Here is a 19,195-nt window from a genome sequence, read left to right as displayed (position 1 = left end):
GGGAAGCAATCGGCCTCTTAAACCTGGGCTGCCGCGCCAGGTTTTGGCGCGCCGCCTATCAAGCTGGGGAGCAGCAACCTCTTCGGGCATTTTACGAAAGCGCTGGTTTCTTGCCGCAGGGGCCGGGCGGCCTCGCAGATGCTATCCAAGGGCCTACCTTCGCCCGACCCCTAGCCAAGCCCGTAGTTTTTATGCGCACTTTCAACTGGGCCATTCTGGGCCTGGGCAACATCGCCCACAAGTTTGCCGCCGACCTGGCGCTCGTGCCGCAGGCCAGGCTGCACGCCGTAGCCTCGCGCAGCCTGGCCAAAGCCCAGGAGTTTGCCGCCACCCACGGCGCGCCCCACGCCGTGGGTAGCTATGCAGACTTGCTGGCCGTGCCCGATATCGACGCCGTGTACATTGCCACGCCGCACTCCGAGCACCACGCCCACGCGCTGCTGTGCCTGCGCGCCGGCCTGCCCGTGCTCTGCGAAAAAGCCTTTGCCCAGAACGCCGGCCAGGCCCAGGAAATGATACAGCTAGCCCAGCAGCGCGGCGTATTTCTGATGGAAGCCTTCTGGACGCGCTTCTTCCCGGCCATCAAACACGCGCTTGCCCTGGTGCAGGCCGGCGCCATCGGCGAGGTGAGGCACCTGGCGGCCGACTTCGGCTTCATCACTGATTTTAAGCCCACGTCGCGGCTGTTCGACCCCGCGCTGGCCGGCGGCTCGCTGTTGGATATTGGGGTGTACCCGTTGTTTATCAGTCAGTTGTTTTTGGGCGTGCCGGCCACGGTGCGCGCCGTGGCTGCGCCCGCGCCCACCGGCGTCGACCTGGCTTGCGTGGTGGCGCTAGCCCACGCCAGCGGGGCCACGGCCAGCCTGTTTTCCACGCTGGCCGCCACCACCAACAACTACTGCGTGCTCTACGGCACCGCGGGCCAGCTGCACCTTACGGGCCGGTTTCATGCCCCTAATGGAATAGAAATTCACCGACCCGAGCAGGCGCCGGAAATAATTCCGTATCCTAAAACCGGCCTCGGCTACCACTACGAAGCGGCCCACGTGCAGGAGTGCCTGGCGCAGGGCCTGGCCGAAAGCCCGCTGCTGCCGCTGGCCTTCAGCCTCGACCTGATGCGCACGCTCGACGCCGTGCGGGCCCAAATCGGCCTGCGCTACCCCGGCGAGTAGCCCCTAGCGCGGCAGCTGCACCGTGCGGCCTTCTTTGATAGACTGCCGGGCGGCGTCCAGAATCTCGACCACCAGCATGTTGGTGGGCAGCGAAGACAGCACATCCTCGGGCGCGGTGCCGCGCACCACGGCCGCCAAGTAGGCGAAGGGCTCGTCGTAGGGCGCCGGGGGCGGGGCCACGGTTTCGTCGTGGGCGGGCTCTTTTTCGGTGCGCCGCACGCGCAGGTGGTCGCGGTCGAGGGCGATGACCGAGCCAGTCTGGCCGTACACTTCGAGGTCCTTGCGGGCGTAGGGCCAGTTCCAGGAGGCCTGAATGACGCCCTGCGCCTTCGCATAGGTAACCAGAATGGTCACGTCGTCTTCCACCTTGGGATACACGTCGGGCTTGATGTGCAAGGCGCTGGCCGTCACCGACAGGGGGCGCTCGCCGTGCATGAGCCAGGTCATGAGGTCGGCGCCGTAGCAGCCAAAATCGGGCAGCGCCCCGCCGCCATTCTGAACCGGATCGGTGAGCCAGTCCAGAAATTCTTTGTTAACGCCGATTTCCTTGGGTCCCTGGTGGCCATCGTGGGCTACCATCCGGCGCACCTCGCCGATGGCCTTGTCCTGCACCAGCTGATAGGCCTGGCGGTTGGAGCCGTACCAGGTGGTTTCGTAGTTGGTAAGCAGGTGAATGTGATGCTTTTGGGCGAGCGCCTGCATTTGCCGGGCGTGGTCCAGGCTCACGGCCAGCGGCTTCTCCACCATCACGTGAATACCCTTGGGCGCGCAGGCCTGCACCACTTCCAGGTGCTGGTAAATGGTGCCGAAGGCCGTCACGGCCTCGGGCTTGGTTTTGGCCAGCATTTCGTCTAGCGTGTTATAAACCAAGCTCATTGGTAGGCCATACTGCTGCAGGTAGCGGCGGGCCAGTTCGCGGTTGGGCTCAGCAATGCCCACGATGATGATATCGCCGCGCTTGGCCCGGCCCAGAATGCCGTGCACGTGCGTGTGCGTGAGGCCGGCTACGCCCACCCGCAGCGGGGGGCTAGCCTGTGCGGCGGCCGGGTGGCCGAGTAAAACCAAGAGTAGTAGGGCGGCGATGGCCGCCAGTAGTTTAGGCATCGGAGCGGGGAGGAGGGGTGCGGGGTCGCATACTCGGGCCGGGCGGCGCGGGTTGCCCTGGTAGGGTTAACGAGGCTGCTTAGGGCGCATAAGCGGCCCGGCAGCTACTTTTAAGGCGCTTACGGTTTGCTTTCCTTTTCCCACCCCATGAACTTCCTTCGCAAAACCTGCGTGCTGGCGGCCAGCGCGGCTGCCTCGCTGCTTTTCTCGTTTCACACGCGGCCAGCAGCGCCCGCGGCCGAAACCTGGCAGAACCTCTTCGATGGCAAAACCCTTACCGGCTGGAAGCGGCTAGGGGGCACCGCCGAGTACAAGGTCGAAAACGGCGCCATTGTGGGCACGAGCGTGCCCAACTCGGGCAATACTTTTCTGGTGACGGAAAAAGAGTACGGCGACTACGTGCTGGAGCTGGACGTGAAAATCGATGACCCCACGAGCAACTCGGGCGTGCAAACGCGCAGCCATTTCAACTCGGCCGAGCAGCCGGGCAAGGTCTACGGCCGGCAGGTTGAGGTTGACCCCTCGGCCCGCAGCTGGTCGGGCGGCGTCTACGACGAGGCCCGCCGCCAGTGGCTGTATCCCCTGGATTTGCACCCCCAGGCCAAAACGGCGTTCAAAGTGGGCCAGTACAACCACCTCAAAATAGAGTGCCTGGGCAACGAGCTGAAAACCTGGGTCAACGGTGTGCCCGTGGCCTACGTGGTAGACCCCGTGGACCCGAGTGGCTTCATTGGCTTGCAGGTGCACGCCGTGGGCGAGGCTGCCCAGGCCGGGCAGCGGGTGTACTTCAAAAACATTCGCATCAAAACCACCGACCTCAAGCCGAGCGCTTTCCCGGCCGATATCTACGTGGTCAATTTCGTGCCCAACTACCTGAATGCCTACGAAAAGCAGCACGGCTGGAAGCTGCTGTTCGACGGCAAAACCAGCCAGGGCTGGCGTAGCGCGAAGGGCGCGGCCTTCCCCGCCCAGGGCTGGCAGATTGCCGACGGCACCCTGACCGTGTTGCCCTCCGAAGGCAAGGAAGCGGCCAACGGCGGCGACATTGTGAGCCAGGCCGAGTACAGCGCCTTCGATTTGTCATTCGAGTTTAAGCTGACGCCGGGCGCCAACAGCGGCGTGAAATACTTCGTGACCCTGGCCGAAAAAACCGACGGCTCGGCCATCGGCCTCGAATACCAGGTGCTCGACGATGCCCTGCACCCCGATGCCAAGCTGGGCCGCGACGGCGACCGCACGCTAGCCTCGCTCTACGACCTGAAGACGGCCGACAAGCCCGTGCGCTTCGTGCACCCCATCGGCGAGTGGAACGTGGGCCGCGTGGTGGTGTACCCCAACAACCACGTCGAGCACTACCTCAACGGCGCCAAAGTGCTTGAATACGAGCGCGGCTCTAAAGAATTTCGCGACCTGGTGGCCCAGAGCAAGTACCACATCTGGCCCAACTTTGGCGAGGCCAAAGCCGGCCACCTGCTGCTGCAAGACCACGGCAACCGCGTGTCGTTCCGCAGCATCAAGCTGAAGGAGCTGAAGTAGCGCGGTCGATTTACCTCACCCCCCGGCCCCCTCTCCTTGGGGAGAAGGGGAGCCTGCAGACCTTTTAATATAAGCCAAAGCCCATACCGCCGTGGCTCCCCCTCTCCCCAAGGAGAGGGGGCCGGGGGGTGAGGTTCACGCCAGACCAATTTTCCCACCCAACCCACCCTAGCCATGTCGCAGCCGCGTCGTCAGTTTCTTCAACAAGTAGCCCTGGCCAGCGCGGGCGCGCTCGTGCTGCCCCGCACTACATGGTCGGCCAGCAGCTACAAGCGCATTATCGGGGCCAATGACCGGGTGCGGGTGGGCGTGGTCGGTTTCTCCGACCGCCACCGCAACTCGCACCTGCCCTGCTTTTTGCAGCACTACAAGGCGCTGAATTTCGACGTGGTAGGCGTGTCCGATATCTGGAGCAAGCGCCGCGACGAGGGCGCCGCCGCGTGGAAAGAAAAGCTAGGCCACCCCGTGGCCGCCTACCGCAACAACGACGAGCTTTACGCCAGCAAAAGCGTAGATGCCGTGTTTATCGGCACCGCCGATTTTCAGCACGCGCTGCACGCCATCGAGGCCGTGCAGGCCGGCTGCGACGCCTACGTGGAGAAGCCCTTCGCCGAGACGATGGCCGATAACCGCGCCGCGCTCAAGGCCATCAAGGGCTCCAGGCAGATTGTGCAGATTGGCTCGCAGCGCCGCAGCGGCACCAACTACATGGCCGCCGAGCAGTTCATCAAGTCGGGTAAGTTCGGGCCCATCACGATGGTCGAGCTGACCTGGAACGTGAACCAGCCCGGCCGCTGGCGCCGCCCCGAGCTGGTGGCCCAGCTTCGCGAGGCCGACATCGACTGGAAGCGCTACCTGATGAACCGCCCCGCCGAAGCCTACGACCCGCGCAAGTACCTGGAGTACCGCCTGTTCTGGCCCTACTCGTCGGGCCTGCCGGGCCAGTGGATGAGCCACCAGATTGACACCGTGCACTGGTTTACGGGGCTAGCCCACCCGCGCAGCGTGGTAGCCAACGGCGGCATCTACGTGTGGAAAGACGGCCGCCGCAACTGGGATACCCTCACGGCGGTGTTCGACTACGGCCCCGCCCAGGACCCTGGCAGCGGCTTCCAGGTCACGTTCGGCTCGCGTATGCACAACGGCGACGAGCACCCGGCCGAAATCTACTACTCCAACGGCGGCGAATTGAACCTGATTACCAACCGCGTATCGCCCACCGGCGGCCTCACCAGGCAGGCAGCTGAGGCCATGCACATGCCGCCCAACCTGCTGCCCGAGTTCAGCCTGGCCAGCAGCGAAGCCGTAGTAGCCTCGGCCAATACCGGCGGCGACGTACTCACCTCCAACCACGTGCGCAACTGGATGGAGTGCGTGCGCAGCCGCCAGCAGCCCCACGCACCCGTGGAGGCCGGCTACAGCCACTCCATCGCCAACATCATGACCACGGCTGCCGCCCACACCGGCCTCAAAGCCACGTTTGATGAGAAAACGCAGGAGGTGATGGTAGGTGGTAAGGTGTTTACCTACTGATGGTTATAGGAGCAAAGCCGTTTCTTTTTAGAAAGTAAAAACGTTTGTCATGCTGAGCTTGTCGAAGCATCTCTACCGAACGACACCCTAGCGGCCCGGTAGAGATGCTTCGACAAGCTCAGCATGACAAACGTTTTTTGCCTTTGCAAAGGCAGGGATAAGCTGAATAGCGAGTAGCCCTAGTGCCGGTTGTCCTCGTCGTGGAGCATACTCACGTAGCTTTCGTAGCGCGGCACGGCCAGCTTGCCCTGGTCCATGGCCTCGCGCACGGCGCAGCCGGGCTCGTGCACGTGCTGGCAGTTGTGGTAGCGGCACTGGCCGAGCAGGGCGCGCATCTCGGGAAAATAGCCGGCCAACTCGGCCGCGGGCACATCTACGAGGCCTAGCTCCTTGATGCCGGGCGTGTCGATGAGGTAGGTGCCGGGCACTATCTCCAGCATCTCGGCGAAGGTGGTGGTGTGCTTGCCCTTGTCGGAGAAGGCGCTGATTTCGGCCGTTTTCAGGTCCAAATCCGGTACCAGCTCGTTGATGAGCGTGCTCTTGCCCACGCCCGAGTGGCCCGAGAGCAGCGACACCTTGTTGGGCAGCAGCGAGGCCACGGTAGCCACGTTATCGCCGGTTTCGGCCGAGCACAGCACGCTGGGGTAGCCCAGGCTGGCATACATGCCGGCTATCTGCTGCTGATAATCCAGCGTGTCCTCGTCGTAGAGGTCCGACTTATTGAAAATCAGCTTGGCCGGAATGTGATAGGCCTCGGCCGTAACCAGAAAGCGGTCGATAAACCCAAACGAGGTAGCCGGCGATACCAGCGTAACCACCAGCAGGGCCTGGTCGAGGTTGGCCGCCACAATGTGGGCGTGCTCGCTCTTGTGCACCGAGCGCCGGATGATGTAGTTGCGGCGCGGCGCGATGGTGTGAATCACGCCCGCGCCCTCCGATTGCTCGGGCACCTCAAATTCTACCACATCGCCCACGGCCAGGGGGTTACTCACCTTCAGGCCCTTGTTCTTGAACTTGCCCCGCAGCCGGCAGCGGTGCAGCTGGCTGGTTTCGCGGTCGCGCACCACGTACCACGAGCCGGTAGATTTGACTATTATTCCAGTCATTTAATATTCCTGATAGCATTACGCGCCTGCTGCGTAAGAGCCTTAATGAGCGAAGGAAACTGGTAAGCACATAGTACTAAAGCGGACTACAAACTATAACCAACCCAATTGAAAGAATCATACATACTACTAAGTAAGTCCAACCTAACAGCCTACCTAGCTGAAAAGCATCTTCTCCAATTGGTTCAGTAATAATGCGCTGCTGCTTACGAACAAAGATGTGCAGACAATAGAAAGCGCCTATAAGTAAAAAATAGAAAAAGTAGGCAATAGTATGAGCTAGACATTGGCGAAGTTCATTTTCCTTGTTCATTGTAGTGGCTATGACTACAAATAGTAACGCCATGCCACTCATAGCCAACGGGAAGCTATTGGTTACTTTCACCCAAAGTAAGCTTTCTGTAGCCGAACTGCCCTGGCGGCGGTAGGCGTGGTATTGGGCAGCTAAAATTTGAACTATAATGTACATTTGTGAAATAATACGCTTCTATATTTATTAACTGGTAAGTGATAATTGACTTAAAATGCGGCCCGTGGCCCCGGCGTGGCTGTGTACGTAGTCGAGGCTCAGGTCCTGCACTTTCAGGCGGGCTTCCTCATTGTAATACAGCCGGTCGAAGGCCGCTTCGAGCTGCTGGGGCGACTGCACCGCAAAGGCGCACCCTAGCTGCACCAGCTCCACGGCCTCCTGAAACCGCTCGTAGCGCGGCCCAAAAAACACCGGCAGCCCGAAGGCCGCCGCCTCCAGTGTGTTGTGCAGCCCCGCCCCAAACGCCCCGCCGATGTAGGCAAAGCGCCCGAAGCGGTAGAGCTGGCTCAGCATACCCACGTTATCGATGAGCAGCAGGCGGGCCTCGGCTACCGTGGCGGGGCTAGCCTGCGAGTAGCGCACCGTGAGGCCCGGCAGGGCGGCCTCAATCTCCTGCAAATGCCCCTCGCTTACCTCGTGCGGGGCCACCACGAAGCGCATGGCGCGGGCGTGCTTGCGCAGCAGCGGGGCCAGCGCGGGCAGGTCTTCGGGCCAGGTGCTGCCGGCTACCAGCACGGGCGCGCCATCGGCCACGAAGGCTTCGGCCAGGGGCAGGGGCCTAGCCGGGGCCAGTGCCGTAGCCGCCACGGTGTCGAAGCGGGTATCGCCGGCCACGCTCACCCTGGCAAGGCCCAGGCCGCGCAGCAACTCGGCCGAGGCTTCGTTCTGCGTAAAAATGTGCTGAAGCTGGCCCAGGATTTCGCGAAAAAACCCGCCCCAGGGCTTAAAGAAAATCTGGCTGGGCCGAAAAATAGCCGCCACCACTACCGCCGGCACGCCGCGCTGCCGCAGCTCGCGCAGGAAGTAGTACCAGAACTCGTACTTCACGAAAATGGCCAGCTGCGGCTGCACCAGCGCCACAAATTGCCGGGCGTTATCGGCCGTGTCGAGCGGCAGGTAGAACACGTAATCGGCCCCCGGCCAGCTTTTGCGCACCTCGTAGCCCGAGGGCGAGAAGAACGTGAGCACAATTTTGTGGCCCGGGTACTGCTGCCGCAGCCCCTCAATGAGCGGGCGGCCCTGCTCAAACTCGCCCAGCGAGGCGCAGTGCACCCACAGGCGCGGGGCGGCCTCGCCGGCCAGGGCCTGCGCTATGCGGGCTAGCAGCCCCTCGCGGCCCGCTACCCAGGCAGCCGCCTTGGGGTTGAAGGGCGATACCAGCCGCAGCAGCAGCGCATACAGCGCCAAACCTAAAGAATATAAAACGCGCAAAAAAAGGCCGCGTCCGGAAAGAAAAAGTCCGGACGCGGCCCCAAAATTACGGCTTTTAGCGCTAGGCAGCGTCGCCGGCCTCCTCGGCCTCCCAGTTGGCGGGGCAGGTTTCGCCAAATTCCTCGAAGTGGCGCAGGGCATCGACCATGCGCAGGGCGTCGGAAATGCGGCGGCCCAGGAAGCGGTCGTTCACGAGCTGGTGGCGCACAATCCCGTCGCGGTCAATCAGAAACAAGCCCCGGTAAGCCTGCGGCGTGCCGATAAAGGCCATTTCGCCGGCCTCGTTGTAATCGAAGTGCCCGGCCAGCACGTCGTAGTTGGCCGAGATGGTTTTGGTAGCGTCGGCGATAAGCGGATAGGTCACGCCTACAATACCGCCCTCATCAAGCGGGGTGCGCAGCCAGGCCTGGTGCACCTGGTGCGAGTCGGTGCTGCAGCCGATTACGGCCACGCCCCGGCGCTCAAACTCGGGCAGCATTTTCTGAAACGCCAGCAGCTCGGTAGGGCAGAGGCCCGAAAAATCGGCTGGGTAAAAAAACAGCAGCACGTAGCGCTTGCCGAGGTAGCGGTCGAGCGAAAACTCTTCTTCTATCTGCTGGCCGATGACGGCTTTGGCCTTAAAAGCAGGGGCACGCTTGCCAACGAGAACGGGCATTGAAATGGGAGCTGAAATGTTGAGACTTGGAAGCAGCGCGCCATGTTGAGCCTGCCAAAGCATCTTACCCGTGTCGCCAGGGGTTCTACCGAACGATTCAAGCAAGATGCTTCGGCAGGCTCAACCCGACGCGCTGCTAACGAATAGGCCTAGTACTCCAAAACCAGCCAAACGGTTATTCGCGCACCAGAAACTGGAACGTGCTGCGCGTGCGCTGCTCCAGCAGCAGCTCGCGCCCGGCCGTGAGGCGCTCGATGCTGGCCGCGTCGTAGTGCTTGATGGTGAACAGCGTCAGGTCCGAGTTGTACTGCACCCGAAACTGGCCTTGCAGCAGCCCCAGCAGCCGCTGCACGCGCATCTCATTGAAATCGGTGCACACCGAAAAGCTAATGGCCGAGTTCTGCATGAGGTTGATTTTGAGCCGCGCCTGGGCTAGCGCGCCAAAAATCACCTCCAGGTTTTCCTCCGAGATAAACGCGAAATCCTTGCTTTCAAACGACAGCAGGCACTGCCCCGTCTTGCGAATAAACGCGGGCACCAGCGGCGGGTGCTGGCAGTCGTGAATGAGCGTGCCCGGCGCGGCCGGGTCCAGAAACGAGCGCACCCGCAGCGGAATGTGGCGGTCGGCCAGCGGCTTCAGGGTCTTGGGGTGAATGACGCTAGCCCCGTAAAACGCCATTTCGATGGTTTCTTGGTAGCTGATTTCAGGGTACAGCACCGTGTCGGGGAAGATTTTGGGGTCGGCATTTAGCAGGCCCGGCACGTCTTTCCAGATGGTCACGCTCTCAGCGTTTAGGCAGTAGGCAAAGATGGCGGCCGAGTAGTCGGAGCCCTCACGGCCGAGGGTGGTAGTGCGGTGGTCATTTTGCACTTGCCCGGTAAACCCCTCCGTTATAACAACGTGTGCATCGCCGTTAGGAAAGAAGAGCCCTTGAATTTCTTCTCGAATCTTCTTCACAGTTTCTTCCCAGTTTACTTTCCCTTCGCGCCAAGTATTATCAGTTACAATCTGTGTTGAACGGTGATATACTTTATGAGTTAAACTGCCTGCCAGTGCACCGTAAACAAGCTCTGAAGAGAGAGCTTCACCAAAGCTCACTACCTGGTCGTAGCCCTCATCATAGCTTTTGCTATGCGAGAGGTTTGTTAATCTGTAGGCAAGTTCTTGAAAGAGGCTTTCTAATCCAGCATCTGGCTTATTAGGGTCTATACCGGAATGAGGCTGTGCTTTGCCTATCTCTTTGCCTGCTTTCTCGTGATAAGCTCTCACTGCCGCCAGCTGCGCCGAGTAGTCGCGCCCGTGATACGCCAAATCATAAATTTCCTCCAGCGCATTGGTCGTTTTGCCCATCGCCGACACTACGATGAGCAGCGGCCCGCTAGGCCCAAAGTTGCGCACGATGCGGCAGAGGTTGAGAATCGCCGCCGCGTCCTTCACCGAGGCGCCGCCAAATTTGTAGACCTGCAAGCCCGTTCCTTCGTCTTTCATAAGGCCCAAAACTAGGGCGTAGCCGGGAGAGGCGGCCGTTTGCGACCTGCTAAGTGGCGTAAACAACCCTGGCAGGCTCCGCAATCGTGTGCGGAGTTTTCGCTAGGCCGCTTGCCGCGCTCCGGCTAGCTTTGTAGCGATTCTCGCCCTTATTCGCTTACATGGACCACAATAAGCTAGCCCTGCCCGTTGGCACCACCCTCGACCGCTTCATCATGCGCAAGCAGGAAGATTTCCCCTATGCCACCGGGGAGCTTTCGCAGCTGCTGCGCGACATTGCACTGGCCGCCAAGATTGTCAACCGCGAAATCAACCGCTCGGGCCTCATCGACATTGCCGGCGCCTACGGCAACCGCAACGTGCAGGGCGAGGACCAGCAGAAGCTCGACGTGATTGCCAACATCCGCTTTATCCGGGCGCTACGCAACGGCGGCGAGGTATGCACTATCATCTCGGAAGAAGACGCCGACATCATCCAAACCGGCAACAACCAGGGCAAGTACGTGGTGGCCATCGACCCGCTCGATGGCAGCAGCAACATTGATGTGAACGTGAGCATCGGCACTATTTTCAGCATCTACCGCCGCATTTCGCCCACCGGCCGCGAGGGCAGCAGCGCCGATTGCCTCCAGCCCGGCACCCACCAGGTGGCGGCCGGCTACGTCATCTACGGCTCCAGCACCATGCTCGTGTACACGACCGGCAACGGCGTCAACGGCTTCACCTACGAGCCTAGCCTGGGCGAGTTCTTCCTCTCGCACCCCGACATTCAGACGCCCAAAACCGGCAAGGTGTACTCCATCAACGAAGGCTCGGCCGAGTCGTTTTCACCCGGCGTAGCGGCTTTTGTGCAGCACTGCAAAAGCGAGAAGTTTTCGGCCCGCTACATCGGTTCGCTTGTCGCCGATTTTCACCGCAATCTGCTCAAAGGCGGCATCTATATCTACCCCGCCACCGCCAAGGACCCTAGCGGCAAGCTGCGCCTCATGTACGAGTGCAACCCGCTGGCCTTCATCGTGGAGCAGGCCGGTGGCAAAAGCTCCAACGGCCAGCTGCGCACCCTCGAAATCGAGCCCAAAACCTGCCACGAGCGCTGCCCTGTCTTCATCGGCAGCAAAGAGCTGGTCGAGCAGGCCGAAGCCTTCCTGGCCCAGGAAAAAGAGGCTGCCGAAGCTACCGCCACCGCGTAGCTAGGGCACAACACAAAAAAAAGGTCGTTCCTGCCAGCAGGAACGACCTTTTTGCTTGGGCGCAGATTACACCGCGCTACTAAGCCAATTACTTCGTGGCCTCCGGGTTGCCGGCCGCCGAGGGCTCAGCATCACCCTCGCCAATAACGCCGCCCGTGCTTAGGGGCTCGCCCGCAGCGGGTTCTTCGGCGCTAGCCTCCGAATACGGCACGTGCTGGCTTACAATGCCATACCAGGTCGCCAGCTTCTTAATGTCGGACAAATACACGCGGTCGCGGTCGTACTCGGGCATCACATCGGCCAGGAAGTCTTTCAGCTCGCCCTCGCCCGACTTATTGGTCACGGGGAGGCTGGCGCCGTACTTCTGATGAATGCGCTCAAACACGTCGGTCAGCGCCAGCGTATCGTCCGAATCCTGGGCGTAGATGCCGATTTCGCTCAGCAGCGATACTTTGTTGCTGGCCGGGGCTAGCGAGCGGGTAGCTTTCGCGTCGAGGCTTTCGACCAATACACCGTGGCGGGCCGGGCGCACCAGGCGGAACAGGCCAGGTTGGCCGCTGATGGCCGCCAGCTCTTTCAAATCGTAGGGCATTCTTTTGGGAAGTAAAAGGGTTTTGTCATTGCGAGGAGGAACGACGAAGCAATCACACCAAGATTAGCCATTCAGGTATGATTGCTTCGTCGTTCCTCCTCGCAATGACAGAGGTAAAAAATTATTCCACCGTGTTCGCGCCGGTTACGCCGAGCTTGAAATCGATGGGCAGGCTAGTGAGAATCGGGTATTCGGGTTTCTTGAATTTGAGCAGGCGCACTACGCGGGCGGCCTCTTCGCCGGTGCCGCCACCCACCTGCTTCACAATGCGCAGGCCCTGAAGGTTGCCATCCGGATTCAGCGTGAAGCTGATGATGCAGCGCCCCTGCATGCGGTTGCGCTTAGCTAGCAAGGGGTATTTCAACTCCTTGGCAATGAAGGCGTACATGGCTTCCTGCCCGCCCTCGTAGTAGGCCGCCACCGGAATGTCCTGGCCTACATGGTTGAGGCCAGTACCCGCTGGGGCAGCGGGCGCCGTCTGCGACGGGGGCACGGTATTCGGCTTCGGGGTTTGGGCGTGCGCGGTGGCTAGCAGGCCGCCCAAAGCCAGCGGCGTGAGCAATAGTTTTTTCATGAGTAAATAGGAGGGAGGTACGGGGAAAATCCCTGCTGCCGGGCAATTGGCGCGCCAAAAGTACTTAAGCGCCCGCCGCATCGGCGGCTACCTGCCGGTTTATTTCCGTAATAAAGTCCAATACTTCCTCGCGCCCCAGCCCGGTTTCGGCCGACGTCACGAAGTGCCGCGGCAGCTCGTCCCAGGTTTCGCTCATCTTGGCGAGGTAACTACTAATAAGGGCTTTGGTCTGGCTGGTCGACTGCTTATCAGTCTTCGTAAAAATCATAACGAACGGCACGCCCGCCTCGCCCAGCTTGGTCATAAACTCCAGGTCGGCCGCCTGCGGCGCGTGGCGCGAATCGAGCAGCACGCACACACAGGTCAGGTTTTCACGCTTGCCCAGGTAGGCGGTTATCATTTTGCCCCAGTCGGCCCGCGCACTCTTGCTCACCTTGGCGTAGCCGTAGCCTGGCAAGTCGACCAGGTACCACTCATCATTGATATTGAAGTGATTGATAACCTGGGTTTTGCCCGGCGTGCTGGATGTTTTGGCCAGCCCCGTGCGGCCGGTCAGCATATTTATCAGCGACGATTTGCCCACGTTGGAGCGCCCGATAAAGGCGTACTCGGGCCGGTCGGGGGCCGGGCAAAGGGCAACCTGCGTATTACTAACTAAAAAACTTGCTTCACGAATTACCATTGTGTGGGTTACCTATCAGGCTATGCGGGTACAAAGATGCGTCGCACTACGGCTGCCGGCCGGCAAGGGGCCTAGCAATCTTGTACTAAATCGTTGTCTTTCAAAACCTGCGCCTATATTTGCGCAGCTCTCAAACTGCCTATTCGCCAGTTATTAAAACAATACTGTACAAGCGCCCGCTCCTTTTAGTGCCCCTGGCCAGCCGGCCTGCTGGTGCTTTCCCGGTATATTTGCAGCTGTAGAGGGCCAATAGTGCTCTTTTTTCAGCCGTGGGCCGGCCAATTGGGCCAACCCTGACGCAAAAAATTAGTATAAGTCGGCAAATTGAGCGTGCCAGCGGTGCGCCCGAGCCCGGGGCTGTACTAACGCTACTCTTTCGCTCTTTCCTTTAAAATTTTCCAAACACCCTTTTTTCAATGGACAACGTATCCAAAAGGCTGCTGCAAGCTTCTGCCGCGCTAGCCCTGACTGCGGCCGTGGCTACCTCGGCCCAGGCACAGAGCACGCGTAAGGACCTGCAAACCGGCAACAAGCTGTTCAACCAGGAGAACTACCGCGCTTCCATCCCTTACTACGAGCGGGTGATTGCGAAGGACCCCAACAACGCCCAGGCGCTGTTCCGGGCCGGGGTAGCCTACCTGTCCTTTGACAAAGAAAAGGCGAGCGATTACATCTATAAGGCGCAGAAGCTCAAGCCGAAAGTGTCGAAAGACGTGGAATACTGGCTCGGCCGCGTAGACCACCTCAACTACAACTTCGACGAGGCTATTACGCATTACCAGGCCTACAACGCGACGCTGAAAAAGCGGAACGATACCCGCCGCGAGGAAGTAGCCCAGCTGATTCAACACAGCAAAAACGCCAAAATTCTGTTCAACTCGCCCAAGGACATCTTTGTAAAGAACCTGGGCCCAACGGTGAACACGCAGTACTCGGAGCACAGCCCGGTTATTTCGTCGGATGACAAAACGCTGATTTTCACGACCCGCGCCAACCCAACCGATATTCCTGGCCTCGACACCAAGACCCGCAACAAAACGGCGGCCGACGGCGAGTACTACGAGGGTATCGTTGAAACCCACCGCATCGACGCCGACAACTGGGAGAAGCCGCGTTCGCTTTCGGCCGCACTCAACAGCAAGGGCCATGATGCCTCGGACCAGCTGTTCGACAACGACACTAAGCTGCTGATGTACCGTAGCGACGAGGACGGCGACGTGTTCGTGGCTTCGAAACAAGCCGGTGGCGACTGGGGTGCGCCCACGAAGCTGAATAACAATATCAACTCGAAGGCTTATGAAGGCGATGCCTACATCACGCCGGACGGCCTGACGCTGTATTTCTCGACGGCGCGCTACTCGGAAGATGGCAACCTCGACCTGTACTATAGCACCCGCACCGCCGGGGGCGACTGGGGCCCGGCTAAGTCGCTAGGCAGCACCATCAACACGAAGTACGACGAGGACAGCCCGTACATCAGCCGCGATGGCCGTACGCTGTACTTCAGCTCGCGTGGCCACAACACGATGGGCGACTACGACATCTTCGCCTCGAAGTATGATAGCATTGGCCACAAGTGGGGCCGCCCCGAGAACATGGGCTACCCCATCAACACGCCGGATGCGGACTCGTACTACCGCCTGGCGCCCGATGGCACGTATGCCTACCTGAGCTCGTACCGCATCGGTGGTTACGGCGAGAAAGACATCTACACCATCAGCTACATCAAGAACATCAACATCAAAGGGGCGGTGTTCTCGAAGCGTGACAGCACGCAACGCATCCCCAACGTAGAACTGGTGTTCAACGGTACGCAGGCCGACAAAACGGCCATCAGCTTCCGCGACATCACCAAGGAAGATGGCTCGTACATGGTGAAAGTGCTGTCGGCCCGTACCTACCAAGTAGCGGTGAATAAAGACGGTAAGAACATTGAGACGCAGGAGTTTGCGGTGCCGATTTCGACGAACGATTCGACGAGCATCACCAAGAACTTCTACGTTGACTATATCGATACGGCGGGAACTGCATTTGCTGGCCGGATGAAGCCGATTTACTTCGACACCGACAAGTACAAGTTGCGTCCGGAGTCGATTAAGACGCTGAACGCCACGACGGCTTTCCTAAAAGCCAATACCGGCCTCAACATCTCGATTGAAGGCAATTGCGACTCGCGCAACACGGATGAGTACAACATGGTACTCGGCCAGAACCGTGCCGATGCTGCCAAGAACTACCTCGTGAAGCAGGGTATCGCCAGCAGCCGCCTCACTACGGTGAGCTACGGCGAGCGTAAGCCCGTTGCCCCGAACGATTCGCCGGAGAACATGCAGCTTAACCGCCGCGATGACTTCAAGCCGGTGCTGAAGGAAGGCGAGAAAATGCCGACCATGCAGCCCGCTCCGTCGGCTACCACGACCACTACCACGGTTATCGCCACCCCGGTTAACCCCGGCCCGCCGATGCCTGGCAAGAGCAAAGTGCGCATGGCCGACGGCACGAAGGTGAAAACCAAAGTGGACGAGGACAGCGACAAAGTGAAAGTAAAAACCAAAGGCGCCGCCGGCGAGAAGTCGAAGACGATTTCGAAAGACGGCGAGCTTGACTCGAAAGCCAAAGACGCTTCGGGCGAGAAGGCCAAGGTGAAAACCAAAGTTGACTAAGCCACGGCAATTTTGCTAAAAAAGGAAACGGCCGGACGAACAGTCCGGCCGTTTTTTTGTCCTGCTAGCTAGCAGCCCACCGTTACCCGGCCAGCGCGCGCAATTTTTGCGGCGCCTTGCCGTTCTTTGCACTCCTCCTATGGCCGTAGTACCCTATAAAGAAGACGCCGCCGATAAGAAATCGCAGGTGGCCCGCATGTTTGACAACATCGCGGGCAAGTATGATTTTCTCAACCACTTCCTGAGCGTCGGCACCGACATTTACTGGCGGCGCAAGGCCGTGAACGAGCTTAAGGCGCTGCGCCCGGCGCGCATCCTAGACATTGCTACCGGCACGGCCGATTTTGCCATCGAAACGCTACGGGCCGCCGCGCCCAACGCCCAGGTAACGGGCGTGGATATTTCGGCCGGCATGCTGGAAGTAGGCCGCCAGAAGCTGATTGATAAAAAGCTAAGCCACCGCATTAAGCTGGAGCTGGGCGACTCGGAAAACCTGCCGTTTGAAGACAATCAGTTTGATGCGGTGACGGCCTCCTTCGGTGTGCGCAACTTTGCGCACCTCGAAAAGGGGCTAGCCGAAATGTACCGCGTGCTGCGCCCCGGCGGCCAGCTCGTCATCCTGGAGTTCAGCAAGCCGACCGCATTTCCGCTCAAGCAAGCCTATAATTTTTACTTTAGTCGGGTGCTGCCGGTCTTTGGCAAGGTTATTTCCAAGGACCAGAGCGCGTATACCTACCTGCCCGAGTCGGTGCAGGCCTTTCCCGACGGTGCCGAGTTTGTGACCATTCTGGGCCGCGTCGGCTTTACCAATCCTGCATGGCAACCCCTTACGTTCGGCATCAGCTCCATTTACACGGCTCGCAAATAGCCAGCACCAGCCCCTTGGGTCGGCTAGCCCTGCCGCTACTGCTGCTTGTGCTGCTGGCCAGCCCGGCGCTGGCCCAGCGCAAGCGCAGCGATGCCATTGACCGCAGCCGCAAAGGCCACATCAAGGGCATTACGGTCGAGAATCTGTCGAACTACAACGACCGTTTTTACCGGCCGGGCCTCACGATAGCGCCTAATTTTTCGCGGTTTTTTCTGGAGCAGTCGGGCAGCTATTTTCAGGCGGCGCAGCAGGGGCGGGGCATTTCGGCCAATGCCATTATTAGTCCCGGCTTCGGCGTGGGGTTTATCAATGACATCCGGTTGGGCAACCCTAGCACGCCGTTTCACCTGCGCTTCGTGCCGGGCCTGACTTTTCTGACGCGCCGCGTGGAGTTTGCGAGCGTGGGCGCGGGCATGCCCGATACCATTCGCACCCAGGAAATAAGCACTACGCAGCTTGAGTTGCCGCTGCTGCTCAAGTACCAGTCGAACCGGCGGCGCAACACGCGCTTCTACATGATTGGCGGTATTAAGCCCAGCTTTGCCGTGACGCAGCGCCAGAACACGCCCGCCATCAACCAGATTACGGTCATTAAAGACGACGTGATGCTGGAATACGGCTTCGGCCTCGACCTGTTTTATCCGTACTTCAAGTTTGGGCCGGAACTGCGCTTTTCGCACGGCCTGCGCAATGTGCTGGCGCCGCGCGATAACCAGTACAGCAACAGCTTGCAAAGCCTGCGCACCAATACGGTGACACTCTACCTCAACATCGAATAAAACTTAAGCTGTTAGCTAGTTGCTGCCAGGCGTTAGCTTCTTTTTAAGAGGCAATGCTGAAAAGCCAGTAGCTGGCAGCTGATAGCTACCTGCTTAGTACAATGAAAACTGCCTTTATTACGGGTGCTTCCTCCGGTATTGGCCGCGCCACGGCCGTGGCCCTGGCCAAAGCCGGCTTCCAACTGGTGATAACCGGCCGGCGCCGCGAGCGCCTCGACGCGCTAGCCCAGGAACTGGTCCCCACGCCCGTGCATAGCCTCACCTTCGATGTGCGCGACCGTGCCGCCGTAGAAGCCGCCGTGGCCGAGCTACCCGACGCCTTTGCGCACATCGACGTGCTCATCAATAATGCCGGCAACGCCCACGGGCTAGCCCCCATTCAGGACGGCGACCCGGCCGATTGGGACGCCATGCTCGATGGCAACGTGAAAGGCCTGCTCTACGTGAGCCGCGCCGTGCTGCCGCGCATGGGCGAGGGCGGCATTATTGTGAACATGGGCTCGATTGCCGGCTACGAGGCCTACGCTAACGGCAACGTGTACTGCGCCTCGAAGGCGGCCGTGGCTATGCTCACGCGCACCATGCGCATCGACCTGCTGCCCAAGGGCATCCGCGTGGCGGAGGTGGCGCCCGGCATGGTCGAAACCGAGTTTTCGGAAGTGCGCTTCAAGGGCGATGAGGAGCGCGCCGCGAACGTGTACAAGGGCGTGCAGCCCCTACAGGCTGCTGATGTGGCCGACATCATCCAGTTTATCGTTACGCGCCCGCCGCACGTGCAGATAGCCGAGGTAGTAGTGTTTCCGGCCGCGCAGGCCGCCGCCGCTACTGTGAAGCGCGCCAGCTAGCCCCGGCTGCCGAAAATGGCGCTGCCCACCCGAATGAGCGTGCTGCCCTCGGCCAGCGCCCAGGCGTAGTCGGCGCTCATGCCCATCGAGATTTCGCGAAACCCTTCGTCGGCCGCGAAATACCTGGCTTTTAAAAAGTCAAAATACTGGCGTAGCTGCCGGAATTCGCCGCGCACCAGCTCCTCATCGGGCGAGTGCGTGGCGATGCCCATTACGCCCGTCAGGCGCACGTGGCGTAGCGCGCGGTATTCGGGTGATTGCAGAATCTCCTCAGCTTCGGCCAGGCTAAGGCCGGTTTTGGTGTCTTCCTGCGCAATATGAAATTGCAGCAAGCCGTTGATAATACGCTCGTGCTTAGCGGCTTGCTTGTCCAGTTCTACTAACAGGCGCAGGCTGTCGATGCTCTCCACCGTGTGCACAAACGCGGCGAGGTACTTCACCTTGTTGGTCTGGAGCTGTCCAATCTGGTGCCACTCCACATCGGCGGGCAGTTCGGGTTGCTTGGCGGCCATCTCCTGCACCCGGTTTTCGCCGAAGAGGCGCGCGCCGGCGGCGTAGGCCTCGCGTAGGCGCTCTACGGGGTGAGTTTTGGTGACGACCACCAGGCGGGCGGCGGTGCCGGCCAACTGGGTTTCAAAGGCGGCGATGTTGGCAGCGATGGACATA

At 60.3% G+C, this 19,195-nt stretch carries 18 protein-coding genes; 8 read left to right on the top strand and 10 right to left on the bottom strand.

Going from position 1 to position 19,195, the window contains the following annotated elements:
• The first annotated feature begins 191 nt into the window (after nt 1-191).
• Complete coding sequence (locus Q5H89_RS17950) at nt 192-1,172, top strand: Gfo/Idh/MocA family protein (RefSeq protein WP_305020728.1); 981 nt, start codon at nt 192-194, stop codon at nt 1,170-1,172.
• A 3-nt stretch (nt 1,173-1,175) separates the two neighbouring features.
• On the opposite strand, the gene Q5H89_RS17945 is transcribed toward Q5H89_RS17950, so the two are convergent.
• Nucleotides 1,176-2,276: a Gfo/Idh/MocA family protein gene (locus Q5H89_RS17945; RefSeq protein WP_305020727.1), complete on the bottom strand. Its 1,101-nt coding sequence runs from the start codon at nt 2,274-2,276 to the stop codon at nt 1,176-1,178.
• Between the two features lie 147 nt (nt 2,277-2,423).
• On the opposite strand from Q5H89_RS17945, the gene Q5H89_RS17940 reads away from it, so the two are divergent.
• Together Q5H89_RS17940 and Q5H89_RS17935 are read left to right on the top strand one after the other, a co-directional pair.
• A complete protein-coding gene (locus Q5H89_RS17940; RefSeq protein ID WP_305020726.1) occupies nt 2,424-3,812 on the top strand; it encodes a 3-keto-disaccharide hydrolase in 1,389 nt (462 codons plus the stop codon).
• Between the two features lie 174 nt (nt 3,813-3,986).
• Nucleotides 3,987-5,345: a Gfo/Idh/MocA family protein gene (locus Q5H89_RS17935; protein ID WP_305020725.1), complete on the top strand. Its 1,359-nt coding sequence runs from the start codon at nt 3,987-3,989 to the stop codon at nt 5,343-5,345.
• A 179-nt stretch (nt 5,346-5,524) separates the two neighbouring features.
• Here the strand turns inward: Q5H89_RS17935 and rsgA are convergent, their stop codons facing one another.
• The 5 genes from rsgA to Q5H89_RS17910 all read right to left on the bottom strand — a co-directional run bounded on the left by rsgA (nt 5,525) and on the right by Q5H89_RS17910 (nt 10,336).
• Entirely contained in the window at nt 5,525-6,451 is a 927-nt protein-coding gene (gene rsgA, locus Q5H89_RS17930) for a ribosome small subunit-dependent GTPase A (RefSeq protein WP_305020724.1), read from the bottom strand.
• A 76-nt stretch (nt 6,452-6,527) separates the two neighbouring features.
• Nucleotides 6,528-6,920 (bottom strand): hypothetical protein, encoded by a 393-nt coding sequence (locus Q5H89_RS17925; protein ID WP_305020723.1) that lies wholly within the window; start codon nt 6,918-6,920, stop codon nt 6,528-6,530.
• A gap of 27 nt (nt 6,921-6,947) precedes the next feature.
• The gene (locus tag Q5H89_RS17920; RefSeq protein WP_305020722.1) at nt 6,948-8,168 is read right to left on the bottom strand and encodes a 3-deoxy-D-manno-octulosonic acid transferase; all 1,221 of its coding nucleotides are present in this window, start codon (nt 8,166-8,168) and stop codon (nt 6,948-6,950) included.
• 85 nt (nt 8,169-8,253) lie between these two features.
• Nucleotides 8,254-8,847: a peroxiredoxin gene (locus Q5H89_RS17915; RefSeq protein ID WP_305020721.1), complete on the bottom strand. Its 594-nt coding sequence runs from the start codon at nt 8,845-8,847 to the stop codon at nt 8,254-8,256.
• A gap of 175 nt (nt 8,848-9,022) precedes the next feature.
• Nucleotides 9,023-10,336 (bottom strand): aspartate kinase, encoded by a 1,314-nt coding sequence (locus Q5H89_RS17910; protein WP_369810675.1) that lies wholly within the window; start codon nt 10,334-10,336, stop codon nt 9,023-9,025.
• Between the two features lie 161 nt (nt 10,337-10,497).
• Here Q5H89_RS17910 and fbp point away from each other — a divergent pair, with 161 nt between their 5' ends.
• Nucleotides 10,498-11,526 carry a class 1 fructose-bisphosphatase gene (gene fbp / locus Q5H89_RS17905; RefSeq protein ID WP_305020720.1) on the top strand — a complete coding sequence of 343 codons (1,029 nt, stop codon included), beginning with the start codon at nt 10,498-10,500 and terminating at the stop codon, nt 11,524-11,526.
• Nucleotides 11,527-11,614: 88 nt separating this feature from the next.
• On the opposite strand, the gene Q5H89_RS17900 is transcribed toward fbp, so the two are convergent.
• The 3 genes from Q5H89_RS17900 to yihA form a co-directional block, all read right to left on the bottom strand.
• A complete protein-coding gene (locus Q5H89_RS17900) occupies nt 11,615-12,118 on the bottom strand; it encodes a DUF5606 family protein (protein ID WP_305020719.1) in 504 nt (167 codons plus the stop codon).
• 121 nt (nt 12,119-12,239) lie between these two features.
• Nucleotides 12,240-12,692 (bottom strand): energy transducer TonB, encoded by a 453-nt coding sequence (locus Q5H89_RS17895; RefSeq protein ID WP_305020718.1) that lies wholly within the window; start codon nt 12,690-12,692, stop codon nt 12,240-12,242.
• Between the two features lie 64 nt (nt 12,693-12,756).
• Entirely contained in the window at nt 12,757-13,374 is a 618-nt protein-coding gene (yihA, locus tag Q5H89_RS17890) for a ribosome biogenesis GTP-binding protein YihA/YsxC (RefSeq protein WP_305020717.1), read from the bottom strand.
• 416 nt (nt 13,375-13,790) lie between these two features.
• Between yihA and Q5H89_RS17885 the strand changes: the two genes are divergently transcribed.
• From Q5H89_RS17885 to Q5H89_RS17870, 4 genes are all read left to right on the top strand, one after another.
• On the top strand, nt 13,791-16,037 hold the full coding sequence (locus Q5H89_RS17885; RefSeq protein ID WP_305020716.1) for an OmpA family protein: 2,247 nt from the start codon (nt 13,791-13,793) through the stop codon (nt 16,035-16,037).
• A gap of 139 nt (nt 16,038-16,176) precedes the next feature.
• Nucleotides 16,177-16,905, top strand: coding sequence for a bifunctional demethylmenaquinone methyltransferase/2-methoxy-6-polyprenyl-1,4-benzoquinol methylase UbiE (gene ubiE / locus Q5H89_RS17880; RefSeq protein ID WP_305020715.1), 729 nt, complete (start codon nt 16,177-16,179; stop codon nt 16,903-16,905).
• Complete coding sequence (porT, locus tag Q5H89_RS17875) at nt 16,854-17,684, top strand: type IX secretion/gliding motility protein PorT/SprT (RefSeq protein WP_305020714.1); 831 nt, start codon at nt 16,854-16,856, stop codon at nt 17,682-17,684. The genes ubiE and porT overlap by 52 nt, the downstream gene beginning before the upstream one ends.
• Before the next feature lie 101 nt (nt 17,685-17,785).
• Nucleotides 17,786-18,529, top strand: a complete 744-nt coding sequence (locus Q5H89_RS17870; protein WP_305020713.1) for an SDR family NAD(P)-dependent oxidoreductase — start codon at nt 17,786-17,788, stop codon at nt 18,527-18,529.
• Here the strand turns inward: Q5H89_RS17870 and Q5H89_RS17865 are convergent.
• Nucleotides 18,526-19,194, bottom strand: coding sequence for a YggS family pyridoxal phosphate-dependent enzyme (locus Q5H89_RS17865; RefSeq protein ID WP_305020712.1), 669 nt, complete (start codon nt 19,192-19,194; stop codon nt 18,526-18,528). The genes Q5H89_RS17870 and Q5H89_RS17865 overlap by 4 nt on opposite strands.
• Nucleotide 19,195: the final 1 nt, after the last annotated feature.

The sequence above is a fragment of the Hymenobacter cheonanensis genome, assembly GCF_030581075.1.
Taxonomy (GTDB): domain Bacteria; phylum Bacteroidota; class Bacteroidia; order Cytophagales; family Hymenobacteraceae; genus Hymenobacter.
This window is presented reverse-complemented; position numbering and strand designations above follow the sequence as displayed.